Raw genomic sequence first — 26003 nt, 5'->3', positions numbered from 1 at the left:
CGCCTTCCGGGGGCGGAAACGGAAAGGTGACGGGGGTCACGTGGGGGATACAGGGCGGGCAGGGGCCGGCTCCAGCGCCCCGAGGCGGGCCGAGCCCTAAAATGAGGGAGGTGACTCGACGCCTGATGCTCCTCGACACCGCCAGCCTCTACTTCCGCGCCTACTTCGGCGTCCCGGACTCCGTGCGGGCCCCCGACGGCTCGCCCGTGAACGCCGTGCGCGGGCTCCTCGACTTCATCGCCCGGCTCGTGCAGGACCACCGCCCCGACGACCTGGTGGCCTGCTGGGACGAGGACTGGCGGCCGCAGTGGCGGGTGGACCTGATCCCCTCGTACAAGGCCCACCGGGTCGCCGTCGAGACGGCGACCGGCCCGGACGAGGAGCAGATCCCGGACACGCTGTCCCCGCAGGTGCCGGTGATCGAGGAGGTCCTCGCGGCCCTCGGCATCGCCCGGATCGGAGCGGCGGGGTACGAGGCGGACGACGTGATCGGGACGCTGGCGGGCCGCGCCGAAGGGCCCGTGGACATCGTCACCGGTGACCGGGACCTGTTCCAGCTGGTGGACGACGCGCGGGGCGTACGGGTGCTGTACCCGCGCAAGGGCGTCGGCGACTGCGACCTGGTGGACGCGGAGCTGATCCGTACGAAGTACGGCGTGCGCCCCGACCAGTACGCGGACTTCGCGGCGCTGCGCGGGGACGCCAGCGACGGGCTGCCCGGGGTGAAGGGCATCGGGGAGAAGACGGCGGCGCAGCTGATCACGGAGTACGGGGACCTGGCGGGAGTACGGGCGGCGGCGGAGGACCGGTGGTCGAAGCTGACACCGGCCAAGCGCCGCGGGATCGTGGAGGCGGCCGCGTACCTGGACGTCGCTCCGACGGTGGTGCGGGTCGCCGGGGACGTACCGCTGCCGGAGTTCGACGCGACCCTCCCGAGGACTCCCCGTGACCCGGAGGCCCTGGACGCGCTGGTGAAGCGCTGGGGCCTCGGCGGGGCGATCGGGCGACTGCTGCCGGTCCTGGACCGCTGAGGGGCAGGCCTGGACCACTGAGGGCCGGGGCCGCTGAGGGACGGGCCGGGGCGGGAGAGGTACGAGGGCGGGGCGGGCGGCACTGGGTCGACGGCGCACGAGATGCTAGCTTAGGCATACCTAAGTACGTCGAGTCAGGAGAGCACCTCGTGGCAGAGCAGCCGGCCCGCAAGGCACCGAAGGCCACCGAAGCGCGCGTGGTGCGCACCGAGCGCATCACTCCGCACATGGTGCGGGTCGTCCTCGGCGGCCCCGGCCTTGAGGGCTTCGAGGTCGGGGCGTACACCGACCACTACGTGAAACTGCTGTTCGCCCCGGAGGGGGTCGCCTACCCGGAGCCGTTCGACATGGAGCGGATCCGGGCGGAGTTCCCCCGCGACCAGTGGCCGACGACGCGGACGTACACGGTACGGGCCTGGGACCCGGTGCACCGCGAGCTGACCGTCGACTTCGTGGTCCACGGCGACGAGGGCCTCGCGGGCCCGTGGGCGGCGCGGGCCACGGCGGGCGAGACGGTGCGCTTCCTGGGCCCCGGCGGCGGCTACACGCCGGACCCCGCGGCGGACTGGCATCTGCTGGCGGGCGACGAGAGCGCGCTGCCGGCGATCGCGGTGGCCCTCGAGGCGCTGCCCGCCGGCACGCGGGTGCACGCGTTCGTGGAGATCCCGGACGCGACCGAGGAGCAGAAGTTCGCGACGGCGGCGGGTGTCGACGTCACCTGGCTCCACCGCGGCGGCCGGCCGACGGGCGAGGCCCTGGTGGAGGCCGTGCAGGCGCTGGACTTCCCGGAGGGCGACGTGCACGCCTTCGTCCACGGCGAAGCGGGCTTCGTGAAGGAACTCCGCCGACACCTGCGGCTCGACAGGGGCGTGCCGCGCGAACGCCTCTCGATCTCGGGCTACTGGCGCCAGGGCAAGTCGGACGAGGCGTGGCGAGCGATCAAGCGCGACTGGAACGACCAGGTGGAGCGCGAGCAGGAGAGCTGAGCCGGGCGCGGCGGTCGGGGCGCCCGGCGCCCCCTCCCCCTCGCCCTCCCCCTCGCCCGACTAGGGCCTGTGTTTCAGATCCGGCCTGATCCGAAAGACAGGCCCTAGGTCGCGCGGCCGAAATACCGGTCCGAGGCGTCCGTCTGGGCCATGCGCCGCAGGGCTGAGAAGATCGCGTCGCCGACGACCGTGCCGACGACCACGCTCTCCACCAGCTCCTCGCGCACCACTTGGTGCGCCACGTATTCGAGGTCCGCCCGCGCCACCCGCTCCGCCGCGTCCGCGTACGCGCCCAGCGCCTCGATGAACGCGCCGTGGCCGACCTCTTCGAGAGCGTCGAGGGCCACCGCGAGCGCCTCCGGAGCCGGGCCGCCCGGCTGTACGCGCCAGCCCCGCTCGGCGATCAGCGCGCCGACCCGCTCCCGCATCTCCTCGATCCCCGCGCCGGGCTCGCGGTCGTACCGCGGCACCATCCGGGAGGCGACAGTACCCAGCACGTCGTGCACCGGGCGCCCCGAGTCGTCGATCGCGACGATGACCTCCCGGATCGCGGCGACCGACAGACCGCCCACGTCGAGCAGCGCCCGGATCAGGCGGAGGCGCTGCACGTGCGCCTCCGCGTACGAGGCCTGGTTCGGGCTCGTCAGCTCTCCGGCCGGCAACAGCCCTTCCCGTACGTAGAACTTGATCGTCGGCACGGACACCCCGGTCCTGCGACTCAACTCACCGATGCGCACTGCGCGTTCACCTCTTCGACCTTGCCCCGGCCTTGCCGACCGGCACCCCCATCATAGATAGTGGCGCTATCAGATAGCGGCAAGTGCCACTATCTATAACTTCCCACGGGGGGATCCGTATGTCCTCACTGACAGCCAGCCCACTCACTCGACTCCACCGGCCACTGGTCTGGTTCGCCGCCTCCATGGGCGTTCTCGCCCTGGTCTCCGCCGTCGGCATGGCCGTCGACGACCGCGTCCTGGTCGGCGTGCCGATCTGGAGCAAGCCGTTCAAGTTCTCGGTGTCGTTCGTCGCGTACGCCCTCTCCCTCGCCTGGATGCTGTCGCTGCTGCCCCGGGGCCGCCGGGCGGGCTGGTGGGCCGGGACGGTGGTCGCCGTCGCCAGCGCGGGCGAGATGGTCCTCATCACGCTCCAGGTGATCCGGGGCGAACAGAGCCACTTCAACCAGGCGACGCCCTTCGACGGCGCCGTCTTCCAACTCATGGGCGGCACCGTCGTCGTGCTCTGGCTCGGCGCCCTGGCCATCGCGGTCCTGCTACTGCGCGCCCGGATCCTCGACCGGCCCATGGCCTGGGCCGTCCGGCTGTCCTCGCTGATCGCCCTGGCGGGCGCCGGCGTGGGCTTCCTGATGGTGCGTCCGACTCCCGAACAGCTGGCGGTCGAGGACCCGCCGGTCGTCGGCGCGCACGCCGTGGGGGTACCGGACGGCGGCCCGTCGATGCCGCTGACCGGCTGGGCCGCCACCGGCGGCGACCTGCGCGTGGCGCACTTCTTCGGCATGCACGCGCTCCAGCTGCTGCCGCTACTGCTCCTCGTCCTGGCCGCGCTCGCACCGCGCTTCGCCCGCCTCGCGGACGAGCGGGTCCGGCTCCGGCTCGTCCTCACGGCCTCAGCCGCCTACGCGGCGACGTTCGCCCTGCTGACCTGGCAGGCCCTACGGGGCCAGGCACTGTGGGCCCCGGACGGCGCGACGCTGGCGGGGGCGGGGGCGATCGTCCTCCTCGGCGGCGCGGCAACAGCACTGTCCCTCAGGGCGCCGTCCCGACGGTCGGGACCGCGCCGACGGGAACCGGCTCTACTCTGACCGCATGCGAGACATCGACCGATCCGTGGGCGCCGTCCTCGGCTCCGCCGCGGGTGACGCCCTGGGGGCGCCCTTCGAGTTCGGGCTTCAGGGCGTCTTCCGGGAACGCTTCCCCGACGGCGTGGGCGAGTTGTGCGGAGGTGGCGGCTGGGACCCCGGCGAGGCAACGGACGACACACAGATGGCGGTCCTCGTCGGCGAATCACTCCTCGAACGGCGCGGTCTCGACCTTCCGGACATGTTCGACCGGTTCCGTCGCTGGGCGGAGGCCGACCCGAAGGACATCGGCCTCCAGACCGAACAGGTCCTCCTCGGCGGAGACCCCTGGGACCTCGCGGCCTCACTGCATTTCCAGATCAACTCACGGGCCGCGGGGAACGGTTCGCTGATGCGGGCCTCGACCTCCGCCGTGTACTTCGCGGCGGAGGGAAGAACCGAGACGATGGAAGCCGGCCGCCGGATCAGCGCCCTGACCCACGGTGACGGAGCGGCCTGGGAGGGGACCGCGATCCTCCACGAGCTGATCCGCATCGCCCTCCTCGGCGAGGACCCGGTCGCCGCCCTGCCCGCCACGCTCGCCGAGGCCGACCCGGCGCACCGGGAGCGCTGGGCGACGGTCCTCGCACCCGGCTGGCACCCGGATCACGCCACCGAGTTCAACGGCGCCGTCTGGCCCTGTCTTGGATCGGCGATGTGGGCGCTGCGCACGACGGGCTCCTTCGAGGAGGCGCTCGTCGCGGCGGTCGACCTGGGCGGTGACACCGACACCGTGGCGGCGGTGACCGGCATGCTCGCCGGCGCCGTGTACGGTGCCGCCGCGATCCCCGCCCGCTGGACGTCCATCCTGCACGTCCCCCTACCCGGCTACGGCGACCGCGTCCTGAGCGCCGACGACCTCCGGGACCTGGCGACGGCCCTGGCGACGGCCCCCCACCCTTCCTGACCCGCTGCGCCGCCCCGTTCGCGGTCCAGTTTCCGTACCCGGCCCCGATCCTGGGTCCCGTCCCCGCCCCCTATCGCCCCCGCCCCCTCACCCCCGCGCCCGTACCGTGGCCAGGACATCCCTGTCCGGTTGGAGCGTGAGGCTCGGGACCGGGCGGATGTCGGTGGTGGTGAGGTCCAGGTGGTAGCGGCGGGCGAGGACCGCGAGGACCAGGACCGATTCGACGAGGGCGAAGCGGGTGCCGAGGCAGACGCGTGGGCCGCCGCCGAACGGGAACCAGGCGTATTCGGGTATCTCCTCGGCGGGTCGGCCGTCCTCGGTGGTGAGCCAGCGCTCCGGGCGGAAGGCTTCCGCGTCGCCGTACCAGCGGGGGTCGCGGTGGGTGGCCCACTGGCTGGACCAGACGCGGGTGCCGGCGGGGACGGCCGTACCGCCGAGGGTCGCGCCTTCCTTCGCGAGGCCGGTGATGAGCCAGACCGTCGGATAGAGCCGCAGCGTCTCCTTGATGACGGCCTGGGCGTACGTCAGGGACGCGTAGTCCTCGTAGCCCGGTTCGTGGCCGGCGAGGACGCGGTCGAGTTCCTCGGCGAGCGCGTCGCGGACCCGGGGGTTGCGGGAGAGCAGATACCAGGCCCAGACGAGGGTGGAGCTGGTGGTCTCGTGGCCGCCGATGTAGAGGGTGACAGTCTCGTCGCGGATCTCCTCGTCGGACAGGGGTGCGCCGGTCTCGTCCCGGGCGGCGAGGAGCCGGCTGAGGAGGTCGGGGCGCTCGGTCTCGCCTTCCCTGTGGCGGGAGACGACGCGGGAGACCTCCGCGTCGATGACGGCGGCGGCGCGCTTGATGCGGGCGCGGCCGGGGGTCGGGACCCAGTCGGGCAGCACGGCTCCGATGCCGCTGAACTCGGCGCCGATCTCCTTCTGCGCGATATCCATGGCCCGCCCGATGGCTTCGGCGTCCGCGGCGGTGTCGACGCCGAAGATGGTCCGGACGGCGATGAGTTGGGTGAGGGCGGCCATCTCCTTCTTGACGTCGATCCGCTGTCCGTCGGCCCACCGATCGGCGAGGGCGACGGCGCATTCGGTCATGGTCGCCGCGTAGGAGCGGACCTGCTTGGGGCGCACGGAGGGCTGCACCAGGGATCGCTTGCGCCGCCAGTCGGCTCCTTTGGAGACGATGACGCCGTTGCCGAGGAGGGTGCGGAAGGCGATGCCGAGGTCGGGCTGGTCGAAGCTGCGCTCGACCTCGGTGAGGAGTTCGCCGACGGTGTCGGGGTGGGCGATGAAGAGGGAGGGCTTGCGGCCGAAGCGCCAGCGGACGATGTCGCCGCGGTCCCGGAGCTGTTCGAAGAAGCCGAGCGGGTCCTTGCCGAAGGCGGGCAGGCTGCCGAGGAGGGGTACTCCCCGGGGGCCTTCCGCGATGGCCGGTGACGGCGGTGCGGTGCCACCGCGTGTTCCGGCGTGCGGATGACCTGCTTGCGTGGTCATGCGAGTCCCCTCCCCAACGTGCCTGCCCTGCTTGTGAGTCCATGCAAGCGGACGGAGCCCGGCCCGCGCCACCCCTGTGGACAACCGCCTGTGGACAACGCCGGTCGGCTGCCTGACAACGCCGCGTGCCCGTGGCCTGATCGCCACGGGCACGCGTCGGAGAAAGGGAGAAGGGGCGACGTCGTCAGCCCACCGAGCTGTACGCGACGACACCCCGCAGCAGCGAGTCCACGGCCTTGCGGGCGTTCTTGGCGACGGTGCTGTTCTCCCTGGGCGCCGCCGCCGCGATCTGTCCGAGGACGTCGATGACCTGCTTGCACCAGCGGACGAAGTCACCGGCGGGCATCTCGGCCTCGCGCAGCACCTCGTCGAGGCTCTTGTCGGAGGCCCACTGGTAGGCGGCCCAGGCGAACCCGAGGTCGGGCTCGCGCTGGCCGACCCCCTCCGCCTGGTTGATCTTGAACTCCTCTTCGAGGGCGTCCAGCCGGCCCCAGATCCTGACCATCTCGCCGAGCGCCGCCTTGGCGTTGCCGGCGGGCAGCTTGGGTGCGACGGCGTCGTCGGACTGGCGCGCCTCGAACACCAACGCGGAGACGCAGGCGGCCAGTTCGGCCGGTGAGAGGCCTTCCCAGACGCCGTCGCGGAGGCATTCGCTGGCCAGCAGGTCGAGTTCGCCGTAGAGCCGGGCGAGCCGCTTGCCGTTGTCGGTGACCTCTCCGCCGCGGAGGTAGTCGAGCTCGGTGAGGAGTGCGACGATCCGGTCGAAGGTGCGGGCGATGGTGTTGGTGCGGCCTTCGATGCGCCGCTCCAGCTGCTGGGTGTCGCGCTGGAGGCGGTGGTAGCGCTCGGCCCAGCGGGCGTGGTCCTCACGCTCGTCGCAGCCGTGGCAGGGGTGGGCGCGGATCTCGGTGCGAAGCCGGGCGATCTGACGGTCGTCGGCGGCGGCGGAGCGCTGCTTGTGGTGGCGCTCGGGATTGATGTGTCCGGCCTTGCTGCGCAGCGCGGAGGCGAGGTCGCGGCGGGACTGCGGGGAGCGCGGGTTGAAGGACTTGGGGATCCTCATCCGCTCCAGTGCCTCGACGGGGACCGGGAAGTCGATCGAGGCGAGCCTCTTGACCTGCCGTTCCGCGGTGAGGACGAGGGGGCGCGGTCCGTCGTGGTGCTCGAAGCCGCGGTGGCCGTTGGTGCGGCCCGCCGGGATGCCGGGGTCGAGGACCAGGGCGAGTCCGGCGAACTTGCCCGTGGGGACGTGGATGACGTCGCCGGGCTTGAGCTTCTCCAGGGATCCGGCGGCCTGGGCGCGGCGCTGGGCGGCTCCCTGCTTGGCCAGTTCGGTCTCGCGGTCCTTGAGCTCGCGGCGGAGCCGCGCGTACTCCTCGAAGTCGCCGAGGTGGCAGGTCATGCCCTCGCGGTAGCCCTCGAGTCCCTCTTCGTTCCTCTGCACCTGCCGGGAGATGCCGACGACGGAACGGTCGGCCTGGAACTGGGCGAAGGAGGTTTCGAGGAGTTCGCGGGAGCGGTGCCGGCCGAACTGGTCGACGAGGTTGACCGCCATGTTGTACGAGGGTCTGAAGCTGGAGCGCAGGGGGTACGTGCGCGTGCCGGCGAGCCCGGCGAGGTGCTCCGGGTCGAGGCCGCGCTGCCAGAGGACGACGGCGTGGCCCTCGACGTCGATGCCGCGGCGTCCGGCGCGGCCGGTGAGCTGGGTGTACTCGCCGGGGGTGATGTCGGCGTGCTGCTCGCCGTTCCACTTGACGAGCTTTTCCAGGATGACGGTGCGCGCGGGCATGTTGATGCCGAGCGCGAGGGTCTCGGTGGCGAAGACCGCCTTGACGAGGCCGCGGACGAAGAGCTCCTCGACGACTTCCTTGAAGGTCGGGAGCATGCCGGCGTGGTGGGCGGCGATGCCCCGTTCCAGGGCTTCGAGCCACTCGTAGTAGCCGAGGACGTGGAGGTCTTCGTCGGGGATGGAGGCGGTGCGCGCCTCGACGATCTCGCGGACGCGTCGGCGTCCCTCGTCGTCGTTGAGGCGGAGGCCCGCGTAGAGGCACTGCTGGACGGCGGCCTCGCAGCCGGCGCGGCTGAAGATGAAGGTGATGGCCGGCAGGAGTCCCTCGGCGTCGAGGCGCTCGATGACCTCGGGGCGGCCGGGGGTCCAGATGCGGGTGCGCTGGCGGCGCTCGCGCTCGCGGTCGGCCTCGCGGACCATCTTGCCGCGCCGCCGGTCGCGCGGGTTGTACGTGTTCGTGTTCTCGGTGCGGGCGAGGCGGAGGAGGTCGGGGTTGAGCTCGCGCCGGGACGCGCCGCGGCCGCCGTGGTCCGTCTCCTCCTCGAAGAGGTCGTACATCCGGCGTCCGGCGAGGACGTGCTGCCAGAGGGGGACGGGGCGGCTCTCGGAGACGATGACCTCGGTGTCGCCGCGGACGGTGTCGAGCCAGTCGCCGAACTCCTCGGCGTTCGACACGGTCGCGGAGAGTGAGACGAGGGTGACGGATTCGGGGAGGTGGATGATCACTTCCTCCCAGACGGCGCCGCGGAAGCGGTCGGAGAGGTAGTGGACCTCGTCCATCACCACGTAGCCGAGGCCGGAGAGGGCCTGGGATCCCGCGTACAGCATGTTGCGGAGGACTTCGGTGGTCATGACCACGATCGGCGCGTCGCCGTTGACGCTGTTGTCGCCGGTGAGGAGGCCGACCTTGTCGGCGCCGTACCGTCTGACGAGGTCGGCGTACTTCTGGTTCGACAGCGCCTTGATGGGCGTCGTGTAGAAGCACTTGCGGCCCTGGGCGAGGGCGAGGTGGACGGCGAACTCGCCGACGATGGTCTTGCCGGAGCCCGTGGGCGCGGCCACGAGCACGCCCTTCCCCGACTCGAGCGCCTGGCACGCCTCGATCTGGAAGGGGTCGAGGCCGAACTCGTACATCTCGCGGAAGGGGGCCAGCGCGGTGGCCTGCTCGGCGTTGCGGGCGAGTGCTGCCGCGTACGCCTCGGCTGGTGTGAGGTCCTCTGTCATCTTGTTCTCGAGCCTACCCGCCCCCTGTGACAGTGACGCGATCTTTATCGAGGGGAAGCGGAGGGGTCCGCTCCGGGGGCGAGAACGCGCAGGGCGCCGGGGACGCATTCCACGGTGAGGGGCAGCGGACCGAGGGGTTCTCCGTCGGCGTAGCCGGTGGTGTCGGGGGCGTCGAGAACGAGGGAGCGGACCCGGTACGTGGTGACCTTGGGGTGGCCGAGGTGCGTGCCCTTGTAGACGCGGGGGAAGACCTTGAGCAGGGTGGTGCGGTCGCAGTCGCCGACGACGGTGACGTCGAGGAGTCCGTCGTCGGTGCGGGCGTCGGCACAGATGCGCATGCCGCCGCCGTAGGAGCTGCCGTTGCCGACGGCGACGAGGGTCGCGTCGACCTCCACGACGTGGTCGCCGTCGAGGGTGAGGCGGTACGGGACGGGCCGGAAGCCGACGAGCTCGGCGAGGATCGCGAGGTCGTACGTGAAGCGTCCGGCGGGGATGCGCATGCGGTTGCCCCGGTCGTTGACGCGGGAGTCGAAGCCGGAGGCGAGGACGGTGGCGTACCAGCGGGCGCGGGCGTCGCCGTCGGCAGTCGTGCCACCACCGTCGGCGGCCGGGGTGGCGCCGCCGTCGGCAGCCGTCGCACCGCCGTCAGCGGTCGAGGCACCGCCGACGCGTCCCAGGTCGACGTCCCGGCCACCCGTCGTCTTGAGGACCTCGGCCGTGACGCGCGCCGCGGCGGCGGGGTCGCGTACGGGTAGGCCGAGGGTGCGGGCGAAGTCGTTGCCTGTGCCCGCGGCGATGATCCCGAGGGGGGTACGGGTGCCGGCGACGGCCTGGAGCGCGAGGGAGATCATGCCGTCGCCGCCGACGGCGACGAGGGCTCCGGTGCCGGATGCGACGGCCTCACGGGCGCGTCGCAGGGCGTCGGCGGCGTCGTGTCCGAGGACGGTGCGGACGGCGAAGCCCGCGTCCCTGAGGGCGCGGGCGGCGGGCTGGGCGGCGTGGGCGCCGCGGCCGCGGCCCGCGGTGGGGTTGACGAAGAGGGTGATGTCGCTGGCCATTGGGGGTCCCCCCGGACGGAGTCTGGGGGGACCCTACAAGATCAGGTGATGTCGTCGTAACCGTTGACCCGGTGCGGGCTGATCGCGCCGGGCTCTCCGCTCGCCTGCTCGGGCAGGGCACGGGAGGCGGCGACCGGTTCGACGGCCGCGACGGGCGCGGGGCTGAGGTCGAGCACGGAGGCCTCGTCGTCGTCGAGTTCGGCGTCGGGGTTGTTGCGCTCGCGTCGCCGGTCGTTGAGGAGTGCCACACCGACCGCGAGGAAGTAGAGGACGATGATCGGACCGGCGAGGGCGATCATGCCGAGGGGGTCGGTGGACGGTGTGGCGACGGCGCCGAAGACGAACGTGCCCATGATCATGGCCCGCCACCAGCCGGCCATGCGCTTCCCGGTGACGACCCCCGTGAAGTTCAGCATCATCAGGAGCAGCGGCAGCTCGAAGGCGAGACCGAAGACGAGCACCATCCGCGTGGTGAAGTCCAGGAGATCGTCGAGTGAGAGGAAGTTCGACGCGACGTCGGGCGTGATGCTGATGAGGACCTTCACGCTCACCGGCATGATGAGGTACGCGGTGTACGTGCCGGCGGCGAAGAGGGGTACGGCGACGGCGGCGAAGTAGTACGTGTACTTCTTCTCGCTCTTGTGGAGGCCCGGCGCGACGAACGCCCAGAGCTGGTAGAGCCAGACCGGGGTGGAGGCGATGACACCCGCCAGCATGACCACCTTCACCGTCGAGGTGAAGGGCGACAGCATGGTCTGGTAAGCGATGATGACGCAGCGCCCGCCGGTGTTCTCGGACACCGAGGTGTCCGGCGGGCATTTCGGCACGGGCGAGGACAGAAGGTCCATCAGCTGCTGGCTGAAGAACGCTGCCACGACGGAGGCCACGACGATCGCCATCATCGCCTTGGCCACACGGTTGCGCAGCTCACGCAGATGATCCGCGAGCGGCATCCGCCCCTCGGGATCCTTCTCCTTCTGTGTGCGGGCAGACTTCGGCAACCCACGTCCTCATCTCATGCGGCAGGCCACTGTACGGCGACCTTGGGGGCGAGCAGGTCGAACCAGGATCAGCGCTGAGTGGTGTCCGTGGTCTCGGTGACGGGCCGAGCCGTGGTGACATCGCCGGGAGCGGCCTTGATGGTGCGCGCGGCCGGGGCGGGGGTCGGCTGGTCGGCCGGCGGGCCGGCGGGGGCGGACTCCGCTCCCTCCGTCTTCATGGCCTTCGCTTCGCTCTTCAGGATGCGGGCGGACTTGCCGAGGGAGCGCGCCATCTCCGGGAGCTTCTTGGCTCCGAAGAGGAGCACGATGACGAGGAGGATGAGGCTGATCTCGAGCGGACCGATCTGACGGAACATGGCTGTGGTCTACCTTCTCACCGAGGCGGCATTGGAGTGCGTGCCCGGCGGGTCGGACAGGCGTCCGGCCACCGCGCTGCCTGCGATCGTAACCCGCACGAGTAAACGCGGGGCAATGCCCGTGCATACTCGCGATTGCGTCCCCCGGGCCCGGCCCGAAGCCGCTTCGTGCAGCGTACGGCACGGACTCAGCGCAGTGACTCTCCAGTTCGGGCCAGGTCGGAGGCGGCGTCCTCCAGCTCTTCGGCTGCCTGGCTGATCCGCTGTGTGGTACGGGCCACTTGACGGCCGAGGCGCTGGACCTCGAGGAAGACCTTGACGGCGAGGACGCCGAGAACGGCGAGACCGAGGAAGCCGAGGGCGATGGCGAGCATGGGCCAGAACATGGAGCGAGCCTAGACGTTGGGCCGGGACGCCCGGACGGTGTGCGGCCGGGCGCGGGGCGTTCAGACGGTGGTGTGGAGGCGCAGGGTGCGGACGCCGCCGCCGGTGAGGAGTTCGATGATGCGCTCGCCGGCGGGCTTGCGGACGGAGCTGCCGCACTCGGGGCAGGTGAAGGAGTAGAAGGTGGTGCGGCGGCTCGCCCCGATGGCGAGGCGCAGGGCGCTCGCGGAGAGTTCGAAGCGGGAACGGCAGTCGGGGCAGGCGGCCTTGAAGAGGACCGGGGCCATCGTCGCCGTAAAACCATGCATCACGGACATTTCCCTCTCATCTCTCGGTCTCCCCGTCTCCCACGCGCCCGCGTACGCCTGAACCGGTCACGTACGTCCGCATCGCGCCCGCGTACGCCCGAACCGGCCCGCGTACACCCGCACCCGCACCCGCCCGCGTACGTCCGAACCCGCGCCCGCGTACCTCCGCACCGCGTCAGAGGCTACGTCCGTATCAGCGTCCCCCGGGCGGAGAACGTCACTCGCCGTCGTACGCGGCGAGCGCCGCCGCGGCCACCGTCCTCGCGCTGTCGGCGAGCTCCTGCGGCGCGACGATCCGCCCGTCGCTGCCGAGACGCAGCGCGAGCCGGCGCAGCGAGGCCGGGTCCGGGGTGCGCAGCGTGATCCGCAGGCCGCCGTCGGGCAGCTCGTCGGCCCGGTCGTGCGGGTAGTACTCGGCTACCCAGCGTCCGCCGGGGCCGACCTCGACCACGACCTCCGGGTCGTCGGCGGACGGCTGGACGAGACCCTCGGAGAGGTCGCGCAGCTCCAGCTCCGGCGGCGCCGCGTGCTCGTCGAGGATGCGGATCTCGACGACCCGGTCGAGCCGGAAGGTGCGGCGCGCCTCGGAGAGCCGGCACCACGCCTCCATGTACGTGTGGCCGACCGCGAACAGCCTGATCGGGTCGACCTCGCGCTCGGTGAGCTCGTCGCGCGCGGGCGAGTAGTAGCGCACCCAGAGGCGCCGGCGCTCGGAGATCGCGCGGTCGACCTCGGCGAAGACCCCGCCCTCGGACTCGAAGGTCACGGAGAGCCGGGAGCTGGCCCCGGCCGCCTCGCCGGCCGCGGCCTCCAGCTTGGCGGTGGCGCGGAGCAGCGCCTCCCGGTCACCCTCGCGGAGTCCCGGCAGGGTGGCGACGGCACGGGCGGCGACCAGGAGGGCCGTCGCCTCGTCGGCGGCGAGCCGCAGCGGCGCGGCGGCCTCCGCGCTGAGTGCGCTCGGATTGCGCCACCAGATCCGGTCGCCGTCGGTGTCGATGTCGAGAAGGTCCCCGCCGCGGAAGCTGGTGCCGCACATGGGCAGCACGTCCAGGTCGGAGATCAGCTCGTCCTCGGTGATCCCGAAGGCGCGCGCGACGTCGGCGACGTGCGCGCCGGGGCGCTCCCGGAGATAGGTGACGAGCGAGAGCATCCGCCTCGTCTGGTCGATCGCGTTGGCAGCCATGCGGTACGTCTCCCCCTCAGCCCTTGGCCACGGCGCGCAGCCGGTCCACCACGTCGGCCCGCAGATCGGCCGGTTCCAGTACGACGACATCGGGGCCGAACTCGACGAGCCAGGCGTCGAGCCCGTGCCCGTACGGGATCTCGAGGTCGTCCCAGCCGTCGGCGCCCTCGCTCACGGACTGGGCGCGGGCCCGCAGCGGGTAGCCGCAGCCGGTGCGCAGCCGGATCCGGGCGGAGCGGGTGGCGGTCTCCCCCGCCCAGCTCTCCACGGTCTCCCGGACGGTGACGACGTCGGGGACGGGCGCGGTGAAGGCGCCGGCCCGGGAGCGGACCTTGCCGGTGATGCGGGAGAGCCGGAAGACGCGCTCGGCGCCCCGGTCACGGTCCCAGCCGGCCAGGTACCAGTGGCCGCGCCAGCATTCGAGGGTCCAGGGCTCGACGTGGCGGGTCCCGGGTCGGGCGGCGTTGGCCTTGCGGTAGTCGAAGACGACGGGCCTGCGGTCGCGGCAGGCCAGCATCAGCGGCTCGAAGGCGGCCTCGTGGACCGGGATGCGCGGTTCGAGGGCGCTGGGCTGGGTCTCGTACGAGTCCTCCGCCTCCGGCATGCCGGCGGCGCGGAGCTTCTGCAGGGCGCCGCTGGCGGCCCCGGCGAGGCGGGCCTGCTGCCAGACCTTCGCGGCGAGACCGAGTGCCGCGGCCTCCTCGGCGTCGAGGGTGATGGGCGGCAGCCGGTTGGAGTCGCGGCGGGCCAGGTAGCCGGTCTCGCCCTCCAGGTTCTCGACGGTCTCGATGACCAGGCCGAGCTCGCGCAGATCGTCCTTGTCGCGCTCGAACATGCGGTTGAACGCGTCGTCCCCGCTCGCTTCGAGGTAGGCCTCGATGGAGCCGCGGAGTTCCCGCTTGCTCAGCGGGCGGCGCGTCCCGAGCAGGCACAGCGCGAGATTCATCAGCCGCTCGGACTTGGCAATCGCCATCGACGCCCCGCACCTCTTCTGCCGGATCCACTTGTCGGACGTCCGACCGTACCGCCCCCGGGGTGTCGGGGCCAAAGCCGAGGGCCCCCGCCATGGACGGCGGGGGCCCTCGGAGTGACCGGACGGTCACGGGGTGCGCGGGTCAGCGCTTCTTCACGGCCACGAGGTCGCAGACGAAGATCAGCGTCTCGCCCGGGGCGATCTTGCCGCCGGCACCGCGGTCGCCGTAGGCGAGGTGCGCGGGGATGACCAGCTGGCGGCGGCCGCCGACCTTCATGCCCTGGACGCCCTGGTCCCAGCCCTTGATGACCTGGCCCTGGCCGAGGTGGAAGTCGAGCGGGGCCCCACGGTTCCAGGAGGCGTCGAACTCCTCGCCGGAGTCGAAGGACACACCGACGTAGTGGACCTTCACGAAGTCACCGGCTTCGGCGAGCTCGCCGTCGCCCTCCCAGATGTCCTTGATCTCCAGGTCCTTCGGCGGCTCGCCACCCGGGAAGTCGATCTCGGGCTTCTCGATGCTCACTGAACTGCTCCTCATACTGATGAACTGCGTGATCGGGACAGTCTTACATCTTCGTCAGGATGTCCACGGCGAACACCAGCGTGGAGTTCTTCGGAATGCCCTGCTGCTCCTTGTCGCCGAACGCCTCGGACGGCGGGGCGACGATGAGGACGCGGCTGCCGATCTTCTTGCCGACGAGACCGTCCTTGAGGCCCTTCAGCGTGAGCTGCGCGAGCGGGAAGTTCGCGGGCTTGCCGGTGGTGTACGTCGAGTCGAAGACCTTGCCGTCCTTCCACAGGGCGGCGACGTAGTTCACGACGACCGTGTCGGTGGCCTTGACGGCCTCGCCGTCGGCCTCCAACACGTAGTTCGCGACGAGCTTGGCCGGCGGGTCGGTCTTCGGAACCGTCAGCGTGGGCGCCTTGCCGTCGGTGTTCGTCCCGACCTTCGGCAGGTCCTTGTTCTCCTGGGCGACGGGGGTGCCCGTGGCGGACTTGGGGATCGTGACGGACTTCAGGATGTCCACGACGAAGACGAGGGTGGCGTTGGGCTTGATGTCGCCCTGGCCCTGCGCGCCGTAACCGAGCTCCGGCGGGATGCCGATCTCGACGCGGCTGCCGACCTTCTGCCCTTCGAGGCCCTGGTCCCAGCCCTTGATGACGCTGCCGGCCCCGAGGGTCAGATCGAACGGCGTACCGCGGTCGAAGCTGTTGTCGAAGGGGGTGGCGGAGTCCCAGGCCTGACCCAGGTAGTTCACCTGGATCGCGTCACCCTTCTTCGTCACCGCGCCTTTGCCCTCGCTGATGACGTTGACCTTGAGTTCCTTGGGCGGGGCGCCCTCGCCCTTGGCGAGGGTCGGCTTCTCCCCGAACTTGGCACCCGCGGTGATGGCGGGCAGTCCGTTCTTCATCGAGGCGGAATCGGAGCCCTTGTCGTCGCTGCCGCACGCCGCTGTCGAGAGCAGCAGCAGCGGGACGACGAGAAGGCCGGCAAGTCGGCGCACGTGTTCCTCAGATCTCAGACGGCACAGTAGTTGTGCCGACACTCTAGGGGACCCTCCTGTCACGTCGAGGGCCCCGCACGCCAAACGTGCGGGGCCCAGCGGCCGATACGACCTGCCTACATTCCGGCGATCAGCTTTTCGACACGGTCGTCGACGGAGCGGAACGGGTCCTTGCACAACACCGTGCGCTGTGCCTGGTCGTTCAGCTTGAGGTGGACCCAGTCGACGGTGAAGTCCCGCCGCTGCTCCTGGGCGCGGCGGATGAAGTCGCCGCGGAGCCTGGCCCGAGTGGTCTGCGGGGGCACCGACTTGCCCTCGAAGATCTTCAGGTCGTTGCAGATCCGCGCCGCCTGCCCGTTCTTCTGGAGCAGGTAGTAGAGCCCACGACGGCGGTGGATGTCGTGGTACGCGAGGTCTATCTGCGCGACCCTCGGGTTGGACATGGTCATGTTGTGCTTGGCCCGGTAGCGCTCGATGAGCCGGTGCTTCATGACCCAGTCGATCTCGGTCTCGATCCGGTCGAGCTGCTCGCTCTCGATCGCGTCGAGCGTACGGCCCCACAGCTCCAGGACCTGCGCGACCGTTCCGGACCGGATCCCGCGGCGGTCGACGAAGTCGACGGCCTTCTCGTAGTACTCGCGCTGGACCTCGAGCGCCGAGGCCTCGCGGCCGCTGGCGAGCCGGACCTTGCGCTGGCCGGTGATGTCGTGGCTGACCTCGCGGATCGCCCGGATCGGGTTCTCCAGGGTCAGGTCGCGCATCACCGTGCCCGCCTCGATCATGCGGAGCACCAGGTCGGTGGCGCCGACCTTGAGCAGCATGGTCGTCTCGGACATGTTCGAGTCGCCGACGATGACGTGCAGCCGGCGGTAGCGCTCGGCGTCGGCGTGCGGCTCGTCCCGGGTGTTGATGATGGGCCGCGAGCGGGTGGTCGCGGAGCTGACGCCCTCCCAGATGTGCTCGGCGCGCTGGGAGACGCAGAAGACCGCGCCCCGCGGGGTCTGGAGTACCTTTCCGGCGCCGCAGATGAGCTGCCGGGTGACGAGGAACGGAATGAGGATGTCCGCGAGCCGGGAGAACTCTCCGTGACGGGCGACGAGATAGTTCTCGTGGCACCCGTACGAGTTTCCGGCCGAGTCGGTGTTGTTCTTGAAGAGGTAGACGTCGCCCGCGATTCCCTCCTCGTGCAGGCGGCGTTCGGCGTCGACGAGCAGGCCCTCGAGAATGCGCTCGCCTGCCTTGTCATGGGTGACCAGTTCGGTCACGTCGTCGCATTCCGGTGTGGCGTATTCCGGATGCGATCCCACGTCCAGGTACAGGCGGGCGCCGTTCCGCAGGAAGACATTGCTGCTGCGGCCCCATGACACGACACGGCGGAAGAGGTAGCGCGCCACTTCGTCAGGAGACAGTCGGCGCTGTCCCCTGAACGTGCACGTGACGCCGTACTCGTTCTCCAGCCCGAAAATGCGGCGGTCCATGTCTGAACATTACGCCTGACGGCCTGTGCTGAAACCGGGTTGGACGTTCCCGTTTCGATCATTTTCCGATCAGTGCGTGTTCTTTTCGCTGTGTACGGAGGTGGGGGCGCCCGCACCGACGGCGTGTCGCGCGTCGGCCTCGGCGGTGCCGGAGGCCGTCGGGGCACCGAGGACGCGGCCGGTGGCGAGGAGGACGAGGAGGGCGACAAGACCGCCCGCACCGGCGACGGCGAATCCGGTGGCCGTCCCCGCGAGTTCGACGGCGGGCCCCGCGACGGCCGAGCCGAGGGCCGAGCCGACGCCGAAGGTGGTGACGAGCCAGGAGAAGGCCTCGGTCACGGTGCCGCGCGGCGCGTGCCGGTCCACGACGATGAAGGCGCAGGCGAGGACGGGCGCGAGGAACACGCCGGAGAGGACCGAGAGACCCGTCATGGCCACGGGGCCCGGCGTGAGCGCGAGCGGCAGGTAGCAGACCGCGAGGAGCAGGACGAGGACGCGCAGGCGCCGCTCCGGCTCCCCGGTCCACTGCCGGGCGCCGTAGGCGACACCGCCGAGGAGCGCGCCGAGACCGAGGGCGGCCATCAGCCAGCCGTAGACGGACGGGGTGCCCCGGTCGTCGGCGTAGGCGACGGCGGCGACGGTGATGGAGCCGAGCGCGAGGCCGACGAAGAAGAACGAGCCGAGGAGGGCGAGGAGTCCCGGCGAGCGCAGGGCGCCCAGCCAGTGGGCCTCCCGTGGCGCGGAGCGCCAGGCCCGGGAGGGCGCGGAGAGGACGACGGCGAGGGCGCCGAGGACGCCGAGGAGGTTGATGACGAGGAGGGCGGCGGCGGGCGACCACAGGGAGACGAGGAGGGTCAGCAGCAGCGGGCCGGCGGTGAACATGACCTCCTGCGCGACCGCGTCGAGGGCGTACGCCCGGTGGACCCGGTCCTCACGGCCCAGGACGCTCGGCCACAGGGCGCGCAGTCCGCCCTCCAGGGGCGGGGTGAAGAGGCCGGCGAGGACGACGGCCGCGTACGCGAGGGCGAGGTGGCCGATGCCGGTGAGGGCGAGGAGGGCCATGCCGAGGGCGGAGAGGACCGCGGCGGGCAGCTGGACCCGGGGCTGGCCCTTGAGGTCGACGGCGCGGCCGAGGAGGGGCTGACCGACGGCGGTGGCGACGCCGTAGGCGGCGATGAGGCCGCCGGCGAGGGTGTAGCTGCCGCCCTGGTCGCGGACGAAGAGGGTGAGGGCGATGGGGCCGGTGCCGTTGGGCAGGCGCCCGACCAGGGTGCCGGCGAGCAGCCGGGCGGCGTGCGGTGCCCGGAGTATGTCGAGATAGCCGCCTCGCGCCGGGGCCTCGGTGGCCATGTGGTCTCCCCTCGCCCCGGATCACCCCGAGGTTTTACGTATAACGTCCGTGGTCATACGTACCATGGCGCCTGTACGCGGGTCCACCCCGCGACCGGGCCGGGCCCCCGCCCGCCCGCGCCCGCGAACGTCCGACCCGGAGGCGTGAGTGCAGACCCCGGAACCGCACGGCGGCACCCGCCCCACCAGCCGGGACGTCGCCCGGGCCGCGGGCGTCTCCCAGGCGACCGTCTCCCTCGTGCTCGGCGACAAATGGCGCGGCCGTGTGTCGGAACGCACCGCCGACGCCGTACGGGAAGCCGCCCGGAACCTCGGCTACCGGCCCAACCTCGCCGCCCGCAACCTCCGGCTCGGCCGCACCAGGACCGCCCTCCTCGTCGTCCCCGCCCTCACCAACGAGTTCTTCGCCCACGTCTACACCGGCGCCGCCACCGCGGCGGCCGCACACGGCTTCGGCGTCGTCCTCTACCCCTCCCCCGACGGCCTCGGCCCCGCACGCGACCCCTTCGCCTCGGCGCAGGCGGCCCTCGACGGCGTGATCGCCTCCTCGATGGCCACCCACGCCCTGGAGGCCTTCCGCGGCACCGACCTCCCGCTCGTCATGCTCGACAGCGACCCGGCCGACCCCGGCGCCGCCGCCCATGTGAACCTCGACGTCGCCGACGGGATGCGCCGCATCACCGGCCACCTGCTCGGCCTCGGCCACCGCCGCTTCCTGCACCTGGCGTCCGCCGCCCCGTCCTGGACCTTCGACGTGCGGGCCGCGACCCTCGCCCACGCGCTGCGCGGGACGGACGTCCGCACCGTACGGTCACCGCTGAACGTCGCGGACGCCTGGGAGGCGGCAGGCCTCGCCCTCGCCGCACCCGGACCCCGGCCCACGGCGGTGATCTGCGACGACGACATCCTCGCCGCCGGCGTCTGCAAGGCGGCGCGCCGGCTCGGGCTGCGCGTCCCCGAGGACCTGTCGGTCACCGGCTTCGACGACATGGCTCTGGCGACGGTGGTCGAGCCGGAGCTCACCACCGTGCGGCTGCCCGCCGAGGAGTTCGGCCGACGCGGCATGGAGGCGCTCCTCGCCGTCCTCGCGGGCGCACCGCCCCGCCCGCACTCCCTGCCCGTGGAACTGATCCCCCGGGGCTCCTCGGGCCCCGCACCGGCCTCCTGAGGGCAGGCCCGACCTCACCGGGGGTCGGACAGACCGAAGGGGCCCCGGTCCGCTCACGCGCGCCGGGGCCCCTTCGACGGAAGCGATCGAGGTGCCTACTCCTCGGGAGCCTCGTCCGACGGCTCGTCCGTCTTCGCCACCGCCGCGTTGTCCGCCTGCAGGAGGCGGGACAGCTGACGGCCGACGATCCGCTTGAACTTCCGCTGCTGCGGCCGCGTACGGTCCAGGACCGCCACCTCGAGGCGCTCGGCGGGGATCTCCCGCTCGCTGCCGTTGGTGTCCCGCGAAAGGGCCTGCACGGCCAGCTTCAGGGCCTCGGCCAGGGACATGCCGTCCCGGTGGCGCTGGTCCAGGAAGGAGCTGATCTGCTCCGCGTTGCCGCCGACCGCGACCGAGCCGTGCTCGTCCACGATCGAACCGTCGTGCGGCAGCCGGTAGATCTGGTCGCCCGAGGCGTCGTCGCCGACCTCGGCGACCACCAGCTCCACCTCGTACGGCTTCTCGCCGGCGCTGGAGAAGATCGTGCCCAGCGTCTGGGCGTAGACATTGGCCAGGCCGCGCGCGGTGACGTCGTCCCGGTCGTAGGTGTAGCCCCGCAGGTCGGCGTAGCGCACACCGCCGATGCGGAGGTTCTCGTACTCGTTGTACTTGCCGGCCGCGGCGAAGCCGATCCGGTCGTAGATCTCGCTGAACTTGTGCAGTGCGCGGGACGGGTTCTCACCGACGAAGACGATGCCGTCGGTGTACTGGAGGACGACCAGGCTGCGGCCTCGGGCGATGCCCTTGCGGGCGTACTCCGCCCGGTCGGCCATGGCCTGCTGGGGTGAGACGTAGAACGGAGTGGACACCGGCGGTCCGTCCCTTTCTTCTGGGCTTCTACAGGGCGACGAGTGGTCAGAGCAGGGCGGCGCGCGGCCCGTCGGGCTGCTCGAGGCGCCGCTCGGTGACCGACCGGGCGAGCCCGGAGGACTCGGCCTCGCTGAGCCTGCGGTAGCCCTCGTCCGTGATGACCGAGACGATCGGGAAGATCCGGCGCGCCATGTCGGGACCGCCGGTCGCCGAGTCGTCGTCCGCCGCGTCGTAGAGCGCCTGGACGACCAGGGTGGTGGCCTCCTGCTCGGTCAGGTCGGCGCGGTAGAGCTTCTTCATCGAGCCGCGCGCGAAGATCGAACCGGAGCCGGTGGCGGCGTACCCCTGCTCCTCGGAGCGGCCGCCGGTCACGTCGTAGGAGAAGATCCGGCCCTTCTCCTTGGCCTCGTCCCAGCCCGCGAAGAGCGGCACGACGGCGAGTCCCTGCATGGCCATGCCGAGGTTGCCGCGGATCATGGTGGAGAGACGGTTCGCCTTGCCCTCGAGGGAGAGCGTGACGCCCTCCACCTTCTCGAAGTGCTCCAGCTCCAGCTGGAACAGCTTGACCATCTCCACGGCGAGACCGGCGGTGCCGGCGATGCCGACGGCCGAGTACTCGTCGGCCGGGAAGACCTTCTCGATGTCGCGCTGCGCGATCATGTTCCCCATGGTGGCCCGCCGGTCACCGGCGAGGACGACCCCGCCGGGGAACGTGGCCGCCACGATGGTCGTCCCGTGCGGCGCCTGGACGACGCCCTCGGGGAGCGTCCGGTTGCCCGGGAGCATCTCCGGCGAGTGGCTGCCCAGGAAGTCGAAGAACGAGGACGACCCCGGCGTCAGGAAGGCCGCCGGCAGACGCCCGGTGCTACGAGGGTTGGCTTCCACGCGATTCCTTCCGGGTGGGAGAGTCGGCCCGCCGTGGGACGCGCGGGCCGATCTTGGTTGCTGTGCACGGACCTTACCCGTGCCACCGCTTGTCATCCGTCCCCGGAGCCACGGCTTTCTCCGGGGCTCCGGGGACGGAGGACGACAGGCGCGTGAGGCGGCTACTCGCCGCCCTTCTGCACAAACGACCGGACGAAGTCCTCGGCGTTCTCCTCGAGCACGTCGTCGATCTCGTCCAGGACGGAGTCCACGTCCTCGCTCAGCTTCTCCTGGCGCTCCTGGAGGTCGGAGCTCGCCTCCGTGGTGGTCTCCTCGACCTCCTCCGTGGAACGCGTCGCCTTCTGCTGTCCGCCGCCGGTGTCCTTGGTCGCCATATCCCTCACCCCGCTCGAATCGGCCCGCTCGGTTGAGTCCGTACAAGATCAGACCCTATACGTGGGGTCCGACTTCGGCCCCGTGGTTTCCACAACGCCCGGGCACTGTTTCCATGATTCCCAGTGCCGGGGTATTTCAGGCCCGTGCCGGGCCTCCGATCAGCCGCCGGAGAGTACCCGGACCAGTTCCTCGGCCGTCCGGCAGCGGTCGAGGAGCGACTTCACATGGGCCTTGGTGCCGCGCAGCGGCTCCAGGGTCGGGACCCGCTGGAGCGAGTCACGGCCGGGCAGGTCGAAGATCACCGAGTCCCAGGAGGCCGCGGCGACGTCGTCCGCGTACTGCTCCAGGCACCGGCCCCGGAAATAGGCCCTGGTGTCCTCCGGAGGCGCCGTCTCGGCCCGCTCCACGTCGGACTCGTCCAGGAGCCGCTTCATGCGCCCGCGGGCCGCCAGGCGGTTGTAGAGGCCCTTCTCGGGGCGTACGTCCGCGTACTGGAGGTCCACCAGGTGCAGGCGGGGGGCGTCCCACTCCAGGTCGTCCCGGCGCCGGTAGCCCTCCATGAGCTCCCGCTTGGCGATCCAGTCGAGCTCGCCGGCCAGGCTCATGGGGTCGTTCTCGAGCCGGTTGAGGGTGTCCTCCCAGCGGATCAGGACGTCCTTGGTCTGCTCGTCGGCGTCCGCCCCGTACCTCTCCTCCACGTACTTCCTGGCCAGCTCGAAGTACTCCATCTGAAGCTGCACCGCGGTGAGTGTCCGGCCGCTGCGGAGCGTGACGAGGTACTGGAGGCTCGGGTCGTGGGAGACGTGGTGGAGGGTGCGCACGGGCTGGTCGACGGCGAGGTCCACGGTGATGAACCCGTCCTCGATCATCGACAGGACCAGCGCGGTGGTGCCCAGTTTGAGGTAGGTGGAGATCTCGGAGAGGTTCGCGTCGCCGATGATCACGTGCAGCCGGCGCCAGCGCTCGGCGTCGGCGTGCGGCTCGTCCCGGGTGTTGATGATGGGGCGCTTGAGGGTCGTCTCCAGGCCCACCTCGACCTCGAAGTAGTCGGCCCGCTGGCTGATCTGGAAGCCGTCCTCCCGGCCGTCCTGGCCGATGCCGACCCGTCCCGCGCCGGTGACGACCTGGCGGGAGACGAAGAAGGGGGTGAGGTGGCGCACGATGTCCGAGAAGGGGGTCTCCCGCTTCATCAGGTAGTTCTCGTGCGTGCCGTAGGAGGCGCCCTTGTTGTCCGTGTTGTTCTTGTAGAGGTGGATGGGCTGGGCCCCGGGGAGCTGGGCGGCGCGCTCGGCGGCCTCCGCCATGATCCGCTCGCCGGCCTTGTCCCAGAGGACGGCGTCGCGCGGGTTGGTGACCTCGGGCGAGCTGTACTCGGGGTGGGCGTGGTCGACGTAGAGCCGGGCCCCGTTGGTGAGGATGACATTGGCGAGGCCGATGTCCTCGTCGGTGAGCTGGCTGGAGTCGGCGGCCTCGCGGGCGAGGTCGAAGCCGCGGGCGTCCCGCAGCGGGTTCTCCTCCTCGAAGTCCCAGCGGGCGCGGCGCGCCCGGTGCATCGCCGCCGCGTAGGCGTTGACGATCTGGGACGAGGTGAGCATGGCATTGGCGTTCGGGTGTCCCGGGACGGAGATCCCGTACTCCGTCTCGATGCCCATTACTCGCCGTACGGTCATGCGGCCCTCCTTGCCCGGCGGCGCTCACTGTGCGCGACTCGGCGGTACCGATGAGCCTAGAGCGGCTCCGCGCTTGTGGGGAGATCAGTTGCGTGTTTTCCCTGTGATGCCGGGGAAATGCTGGATGGAATGCGTCGGCTGCGGATGCCGGGTTTCCGGACATCCGCAGCCGGTGGGCGTTTTACAGGTACTGACCGGTATTGGCCACCGTGTCGATGGAGCGTCCGGTGTCCGCGCCCTGCTTTCCGGTGACGAGGGTGCGGATGAACACGATCCGCTCGCCCTTCTTTCCGGAGATACGGGCCCAGTCGTCGGGGTTGGTGGTGTTGGGCAGGTCCTCGTTCTCCTTGAACTCGTCCACGCAGGCCTGGAGGAGGTGGGAGACGCGGATGCCCTTCTGGTTGTGGTCGAGGAAGGCCTTGATGGCCATCTTCTTGGCCCGGTCGACGATGTTCTGGATCATCGCGCCGGAGTTGAAGTCCTTGAAGTAGAGGACTTCCTTGTCGCCGTTGGCGTACGTGACTTCGAGGAAGCGGTTCTCCTCGGATTCGGCGTACATCTGCTCGACGACCGACTGGATCATGGCGTGGGCCGCGGCCGCCTTGGAGCCGCTGTGCTCGGAGAGGTCGTCCGCGTGCAGCGGCAGGGTGGCCGTGAGGTACTTCGCGAAGATGTCCTTCGCGGCCTCCGCGTCCGGACGCTCGATCTTGATCTTGACGTCGAGCCGGCCGGGCCGCAGGATCGCGGGGTCGATCATGTCCTCGCGGTTGGAGGCGCCGATGACGATGACGTTCTCCAGGCCCTCCACACCGTCGATCTCGGCGAGCAGCTGCGGGACGATGGTGTTCTCCACGTCCGAGCTGACACCGGAGCCGCGGGTGCGGAAGAGGGATTCCATCTCGTCGAAGAAGACGATGACGGGGGTGCCCTCGCTGGCCTTCTCCCGGGCGCGCTGGAAGACGAGGCGGATGTGCCGCTCGGTCTCTCCGACGTACTTGTTGAGGAGCTCGGGGCCCTTGATGTTGAGGAAGTAGGACTTCCCCGCGGGCTGCCCGGTCACCTCGGCGACCTTCTTGGCCAGGGAGTTGGCCACGGCCTTGGCGATCAGTGTCTTGCCGCAGCCGGGCGGGCCGTAGAGCAGGATGCCCTTGGGCGGCCGCAGTTCGTGCTCCTTGAAGAGGTCCGGGTGGAGGTAGGGGAGCTCGACCGCGTCGCGGATCATCTCGATCTGGCCGCCCAGACCGCCGATCTTGTCGTAGTCGACGTCCGGGACCTCTTCGAGGACGAGTTCTTCGACCTCGCTCTTGGGGACCACCTCGTAGACGTAGCCGGACCTGGAGTCGAGCAGCAGGGCGTCGCCGGCGCGGATGGTGACGTCCAGCAGAGGCTCGGCGAGCCTCACCACCCGTTCCTCGTCGGTGTGCCCGACCACCAGGGCGCGCTCGCCGTCCTCGAGGATCTCCTTGAGGGTGACGATGTCCCCGGCGCGCTCGAACTCCATGGCCTCGACCACGTTGAGCGCTTCGTTGAGCATGACTTCCTGGCCGCGCTTGAGCTCGTCGAGCTCGATGCTCGGGCTGACGTTCACCCGGAGCTTGCGGCCCCCGGTGAAGATGTCGCATGTGCCGTCCTCGTTGGCCTGCAGGAAGACACCGAAGCCGGCCGGCGGCTGTGCGAGCCGGTCGACCTCCTCCTTGAGGGCCACGATCTGGTCGCGGGCCTCACGGAGCGTGTTCGCGAGTCGTTCGTTCTGCGCGGACACGCCGGCCAGGTTGGTCTGCAGCTCGACGATCCGCTCTTCGAGAATCCTCGTGTGTCGCGGAGAGTCGGCGAGCTTGCGGCGCAGGACGGCGATTTCCTGCTCGAGATAGGCAACCTGGCCGGCGGGGTCCTCAGACCCTCGCCCCGGCCGGATGCCGCGGTTGATGTCGTCGTCGTGGGCTGCCACGGTCCTCACCTCCTCCAAGGGGAGCTGGACGCTTCCTGACCCTACCTGCGTGGGTGGTGATTGAAACCCCTAGATCAAAAAGACTCCGAGGTGTGTCCGATCTTCACCCTTGCGCTTCCCCTCTCGCCAGGAGGAATACCCACCCTTCACGGCTTGAAAGCGGGCGGTTGTATCGTCGTCATGGGCCAACACCCTTCGGAGGGGGCCCGACTTACCGGCGAGAAGCGATTCG

24 protein-coding genes are annotated in these 26003 nt (G+C 70.9%); 5 read left to right on the top strand and 19 right to left on the bottom strand.

Going from position 1 to position 26003, the window contains the following annotated elements:
• The first annotated feature begins 125 nt into the window (after positions 1-125).
• A complete protein-coding gene (locus tag ACZ4VK_RS20830) occupies positions 126-1031 on the top strand; it encodes a 5'-3' exonuclease (RefSeq protein WP_468354341.1) in 906 nt (301 codons plus the stop codon).
• Between the two features lie 149 nt (positions 1032-1180).
• Positions 1181-2017, top strand: a complete 837-nt coding sequence (locus ACZ4VK_RS20825; RefSeq protein WP_468353961.1) for a siderophore-interacting protein — start codon at positions 1181-1183, stop codon at positions 2015-2017.
• Positions 2018-2121: 104 nt separating this feature from the next.
• Here ACZ4VK_RS20825 and ACZ4VK_RS20820 read toward each other — a convergent pair whose 3' ends face one another.
• Positions 2122-2754: a MerR family transcriptional regulator gene (locus ACZ4VK_RS20820; protein WP_468353959.1), complete on the bottom strand. Its 633-nt coding sequence runs from the start codon at positions 2752-2754 to the stop codon at positions 2122-2124.
• A gap of 185 nt (positions 2755-2939) precedes the next feature.
• On the opposite strand from ACZ4VK_RS20820, the gene ACZ4VK_RS20815 reads away from it, so the two are divergent.
• Positions 2940-3839 (top strand): hypothetical protein, encoded by a 900-nt coding sequence (locus ACZ4VK_RS20815; RefSeq protein WP_468354339.1) that lies wholly within the window; start codon positions 2940-2942, stop codon positions 3837-3839.
• 4 nt (positions 3840-3843) lie between these two features.
• On the top strand, positions 3844-4782 hold the full coding sequence (locus ACZ4VK_RS20810; RefSeq protein ID WP_468353957.1) for an ADP-ribosylglycohydrolase family protein: 939 nt from the start codon (positions 3844-3846) through the stop codon (positions 4780-4782).
• Positions 4783-4869: 87 nt separating this feature from the next.
• Here ACZ4VK_RS20810 and ACZ4VK_RS20805 read toward each other — a convergent pair whose 3' ends face one another.
• The 13 genes from ACZ4VK_RS20805 to ACZ4VK_RS20745 form a co-directional block, all read right to left on the bottom strand.
• Positions 4870-6267 (bottom strand): cytochrome P450, encoded by a 1398-nt coding sequence (locus tag ACZ4VK_RS20805; protein ID WP_468353955.1) that lies wholly within the window; start codon positions 6265-6267, stop codon positions 4870-4872.
• A gap of 184 nt (positions 6268-6451) precedes the next feature.
• Positions 6452-9280, bottom strand: a complete 2829-nt coding sequence (locus ACZ4VK_RS20800; protein ID WP_468353953.1) for a DEAD/DEAH box helicase — start codon at positions 9278-9280, stop codon at positions 6452-6454.
• Positions 9281-9324: 44 nt separating this feature from the next.
• Positions 9325-10338, bottom strand: a complete 1014-nt coding sequence (locus tag ACZ4VK_RS20795; protein ID WP_468353951.1) for a diacylglycerol kinase family protein — start codon at positions 10336-10338, stop codon at positions 9325-9327.
• A gap of 41 nt (positions 10339-10379) precedes the next feature.
• On the bottom strand, positions 10380-11339 hold the full coding sequence (tatC, locus tag ACZ4VK_RS20790) for a twin-arginine translocase subunit TatC (RefSeq protein WP_468353949.1): 960 nt from the start codon (positions 11337-11339) through the stop codon (positions 10380-10382).
• Between the two features lie 68 nt (positions 11340-11407).
• Positions 11408-11695, bottom strand: coding sequence for a Sec-independent protein translocase subunit TatA (gene tatA, locus ACZ4VK_RS20785; protein WP_468353947.1), 288 nt, complete (start codon positions 11693-11695; stop codon positions 11408-11410).
• Positions 11696-11883: 188 nt separating this feature from the next.
• The gene (locus ACZ4VK_RS20780) at positions 11884-12081 is read right to left on the bottom strand and encodes a hypothetical protein (RefSeq protein WP_468353945.1); all 198 of its coding nucleotides are present in this window, start codon (positions 12079-12081) and stop codon (positions 11884-11886) included.
• Between the two features lie 60 nt (positions 12082-12141).
• A complete protein-coding gene (locus ACZ4VK_RS20775) occupies positions 12142-12387 on the bottom strand; it encodes a hypothetical protein (protein WP_468354337.1) in 246 nt (81 codons plus the stop codon).
• A gap of 217 nt (positions 12388-12604) precedes the next feature.
• Complete coding sequence (locus ACZ4VK_RS20770; protein ID WP_468353943.1) at positions 12605-13570, bottom strand: helix-turn-helix transcriptional regulator; 966 nt, start codon at positions 13568-13570, stop codon at positions 12605-12607.
• Between the two features lie 16 nt (positions 13571-13586).
• The gene (locus tag ACZ4VK_RS20765) at positions 13587-14543 is read right to left on the bottom strand and encodes a helix-turn-helix transcriptional regulator (protein WP_468353941.1); all 957 of its coding nucleotides are present in this window, start codon (positions 14541-14543) and stop codon (positions 13587-13589) included.
• A 142-nt stretch (positions 14544-14685) separates the two neighbouring features.
• Entirely contained in the window at positions 14686-15066 is a 381-nt protein-coding gene (locus tag ACZ4VK_RS20760; protein ID WP_468353939.1) for an FKBP-type peptidyl-prolyl cis-trans isomerase, read from the bottom strand.
• Between the two features lie 43 nt (positions 15067-15109).
• Positions 15110-16048 carry an FKBP-type peptidyl-prolyl cis-trans isomerase gene (locus ACZ4VK_RS20755; RefSeq protein ID WP_468353937.1) on the bottom strand — a complete coding sequence of 313 codons (939 nt, stop codon included), beginning with the start codon at positions 16046-16048 and terminating at the stop codon, positions 15110-15112.
• Positions 16049-16164: 116 nt separating this feature from the next.
• A complete protein-coding gene (pafA, locus tag ACZ4VK_RS20750; RefSeq protein WP_362223596.1) occupies positions 16165-17526 on the bottom strand; it encodes a Pup--protein ligase in 1362 nt (453 codons plus the stop codon).
• Positions 17527-17595: 69 nt separating this feature from the next.
• The gene (locus tag ACZ4VK_RS20745) at positions 17596-18876 is read right to left on the bottom strand and encodes an MFS transporter (protein WP_468353934.1); all 1281 of its coding nucleotides are present in this window, start codon (positions 18874-18876) and stop codon (positions 17596-17598) included.
• 148 nt (positions 18877-19024) lie between these two features.
• Here ACZ4VK_RS20745 and ACZ4VK_RS20740 point away from each other — a divergent pair, with 148 nt between their 5' ends.
• The gene (locus ACZ4VK_RS20740; protein ID WP_468353932.1) at positions 19025-20044 is read left to right on the top strand and encodes a LacI family DNA-binding transcriptional regulator; all 1020 of its coding nucleotides are present in this window, start codon (positions 19025-19027) and stop codon (positions 20042-20044) included.
• A 95-nt stretch (positions 20045-20139) separates the two neighbouring features.
• Here the strand turns inward: ACZ4VK_RS20740 and prcA are convergent, their stop codons facing one another.
• From prcA to arc, 5 genes are all read right to left on the bottom strand, one after another.
• Positions 20140-20892 carry a proteasome subunit alpha gene (gene prcA, locus ACZ4VK_RS20735; protein WP_468353930.1) on the bottom strand — a complete coding sequence of 251 codons (753 nt, stop codon included), beginning with the start codon at positions 20890-20892 and terminating at the stop codon, positions 20140-20142.
• 46 nt (positions 20893-20938) lie between these two features.
• Positions 20939-21778 (bottom strand): proteasome subunit beta, encoded by an 840-nt coding sequence (prcB, locus tag ACZ4VK_RS20730; RefSeq protein ID WP_468353928.1) that lies wholly within the window; start codon positions 21776-21778, stop codon positions 20939-20941.
• A gap of 161 nt (positions 21779-21939) precedes the next feature.
• Positions 21940-22152: a ubiquitin-like protein Pup gene (locus ACZ4VK_RS20725; RefSeq protein ID WP_030213091.1), complete on the bottom strand. Its 213-nt coding sequence runs from the start codon at positions 22150-22152 to the stop codon at positions 21940-21942.
• A 159-nt stretch (positions 22153-22311) separates the two neighbouring features.
• A complete protein-coding gene (dop, locus tag ACZ4VK_RS20720) occupies positions 22312-23823 on the bottom strand; it encodes a depupylase/deamidase Dop (protein ID WP_468353926.1) in 1512 nt (503 codons plus the stop codon).
• A gap of 181 nt (positions 23824-24004) precedes the next feature.
• Positions 24005-25771: a proteasome ATPase gene (gene arc, locus ACZ4VK_RS20715; RefSeq protein WP_468353924.1), complete on the bottom strand. Its 1767-nt coding sequence runs from the start codon at positions 25769-25771 to the stop codon at positions 24005-24007.
• Positions 25772-26003 lie beyond the last annotated feature (232 nt).

It is taken from the genome of Streptomyces sp. NPDC028711, assembly GCF_055565415.1.
This window is presented reverse-complemented; position numbering and strand designations above follow the sequence as displayed.

Coding starts and splice junctions, on each gene's coding strand:
- ACZ4VK_RS20830 (WP_468354341.1), top strand. CDS start 126: ATGCTCCTCGACACCGCCAGCCTCTACTTCCGCGCCTACTTCGGCGTC.
- ACZ4VK_RS20815 (WP_468354339.1), top strand. CDS start 2,940: ATGGGCGTTCTCGCCCTGGTCTCCGCCGTCGGCATGGCCGTCGACGAC.
- ACZ4VK_RS20810 (WP_468353957.1), top strand. CDS start 3,844: ATGCGAGACATCGACCGATCCGTGGGCGCCGTCCTCGGCTCCGCCGCG.
- ACZ4VK_RS20805 (WP_468353955.1), bottom strand. CDS start 6,267: ATGACCACGCAAGCAGGTCATCCGCACGCCGGAACACGCGGTGGCACC.
- ACZ4VK_RS20800 (WP_468353953.1), bottom strand. CDS start 9,280: ATGACAGAGGACCTCACACCAGCCGAGGCGTACGCGGCAGCACTCGCC.
- ACZ4VK_RS20795 (WP_468353951.1), bottom strand. CDS start 10,338: ATGGCCAGCGACATCACCCTCTTCGTCAACCCCACCGCGGGCCGCGGC.
- tatA (WP_468353947.1), bottom strand. CDS start 11,695: ATGTTCCGTCAGATCGGTCCGCTCGAGATCAGCCTCATCCTCCTCGTC.
- ACZ4VK_RS20780 (WP_468353945.1), bottom strand. CDS start 12,081: ATGTTCTGGCCCATGCTCGCCATCGCCCTCGGCTTCCTCGGTCTCGCC.
- ACZ4VK_RS20775 (WP_468354337.1), bottom strand. CDS start 12,387: ATGCATGGTTTTACGGCGACGATGGCCCCGGTCCTCTTCAAGGCCGCC.
- ACZ4VK_RS20770 (WP_468353943.1), bottom strand. CDS start 13,570: ATGGCTGCCAACGCGATCGACCAGACGAGGCGGATGCTCTCGCTCGTC.
- ACZ4VK_RS20765 (WP_468353941.1), bottom strand. CDS start 14,543: ATGGCGATTGCCAAGTCCGAGCGGCTGATGAATCTCGCGCTGTGCCTG.
- pafA (WP_362223596.1), bottom strand. CDS start 17,526: ATGGACCGCCGCATTTTCGGGCTGGAGAACGAGTACGGCGTCACGTGC.
- ACZ4VK_RS20745 (WP_468353934.1), bottom strand. CDS start 18,876: ATGGCCACCGAGGCCCCGGCGCGAGGCGGCTATCTCGACATACTCCGG.
- ACZ4VK_RS20725 (WP_030213091.1), bottom strand. CDS start 22,152: ATGGCGACCAAGGACACCGGCGGCGGACAGCAGAAGGCGACGCGTTCC.
- dop (WP_468353926.1), bottom strand. CDS start 23,823: ATGACCGTACGGCGAGTAATGGGCATCGAGACGGAGTACGGGATCTCC.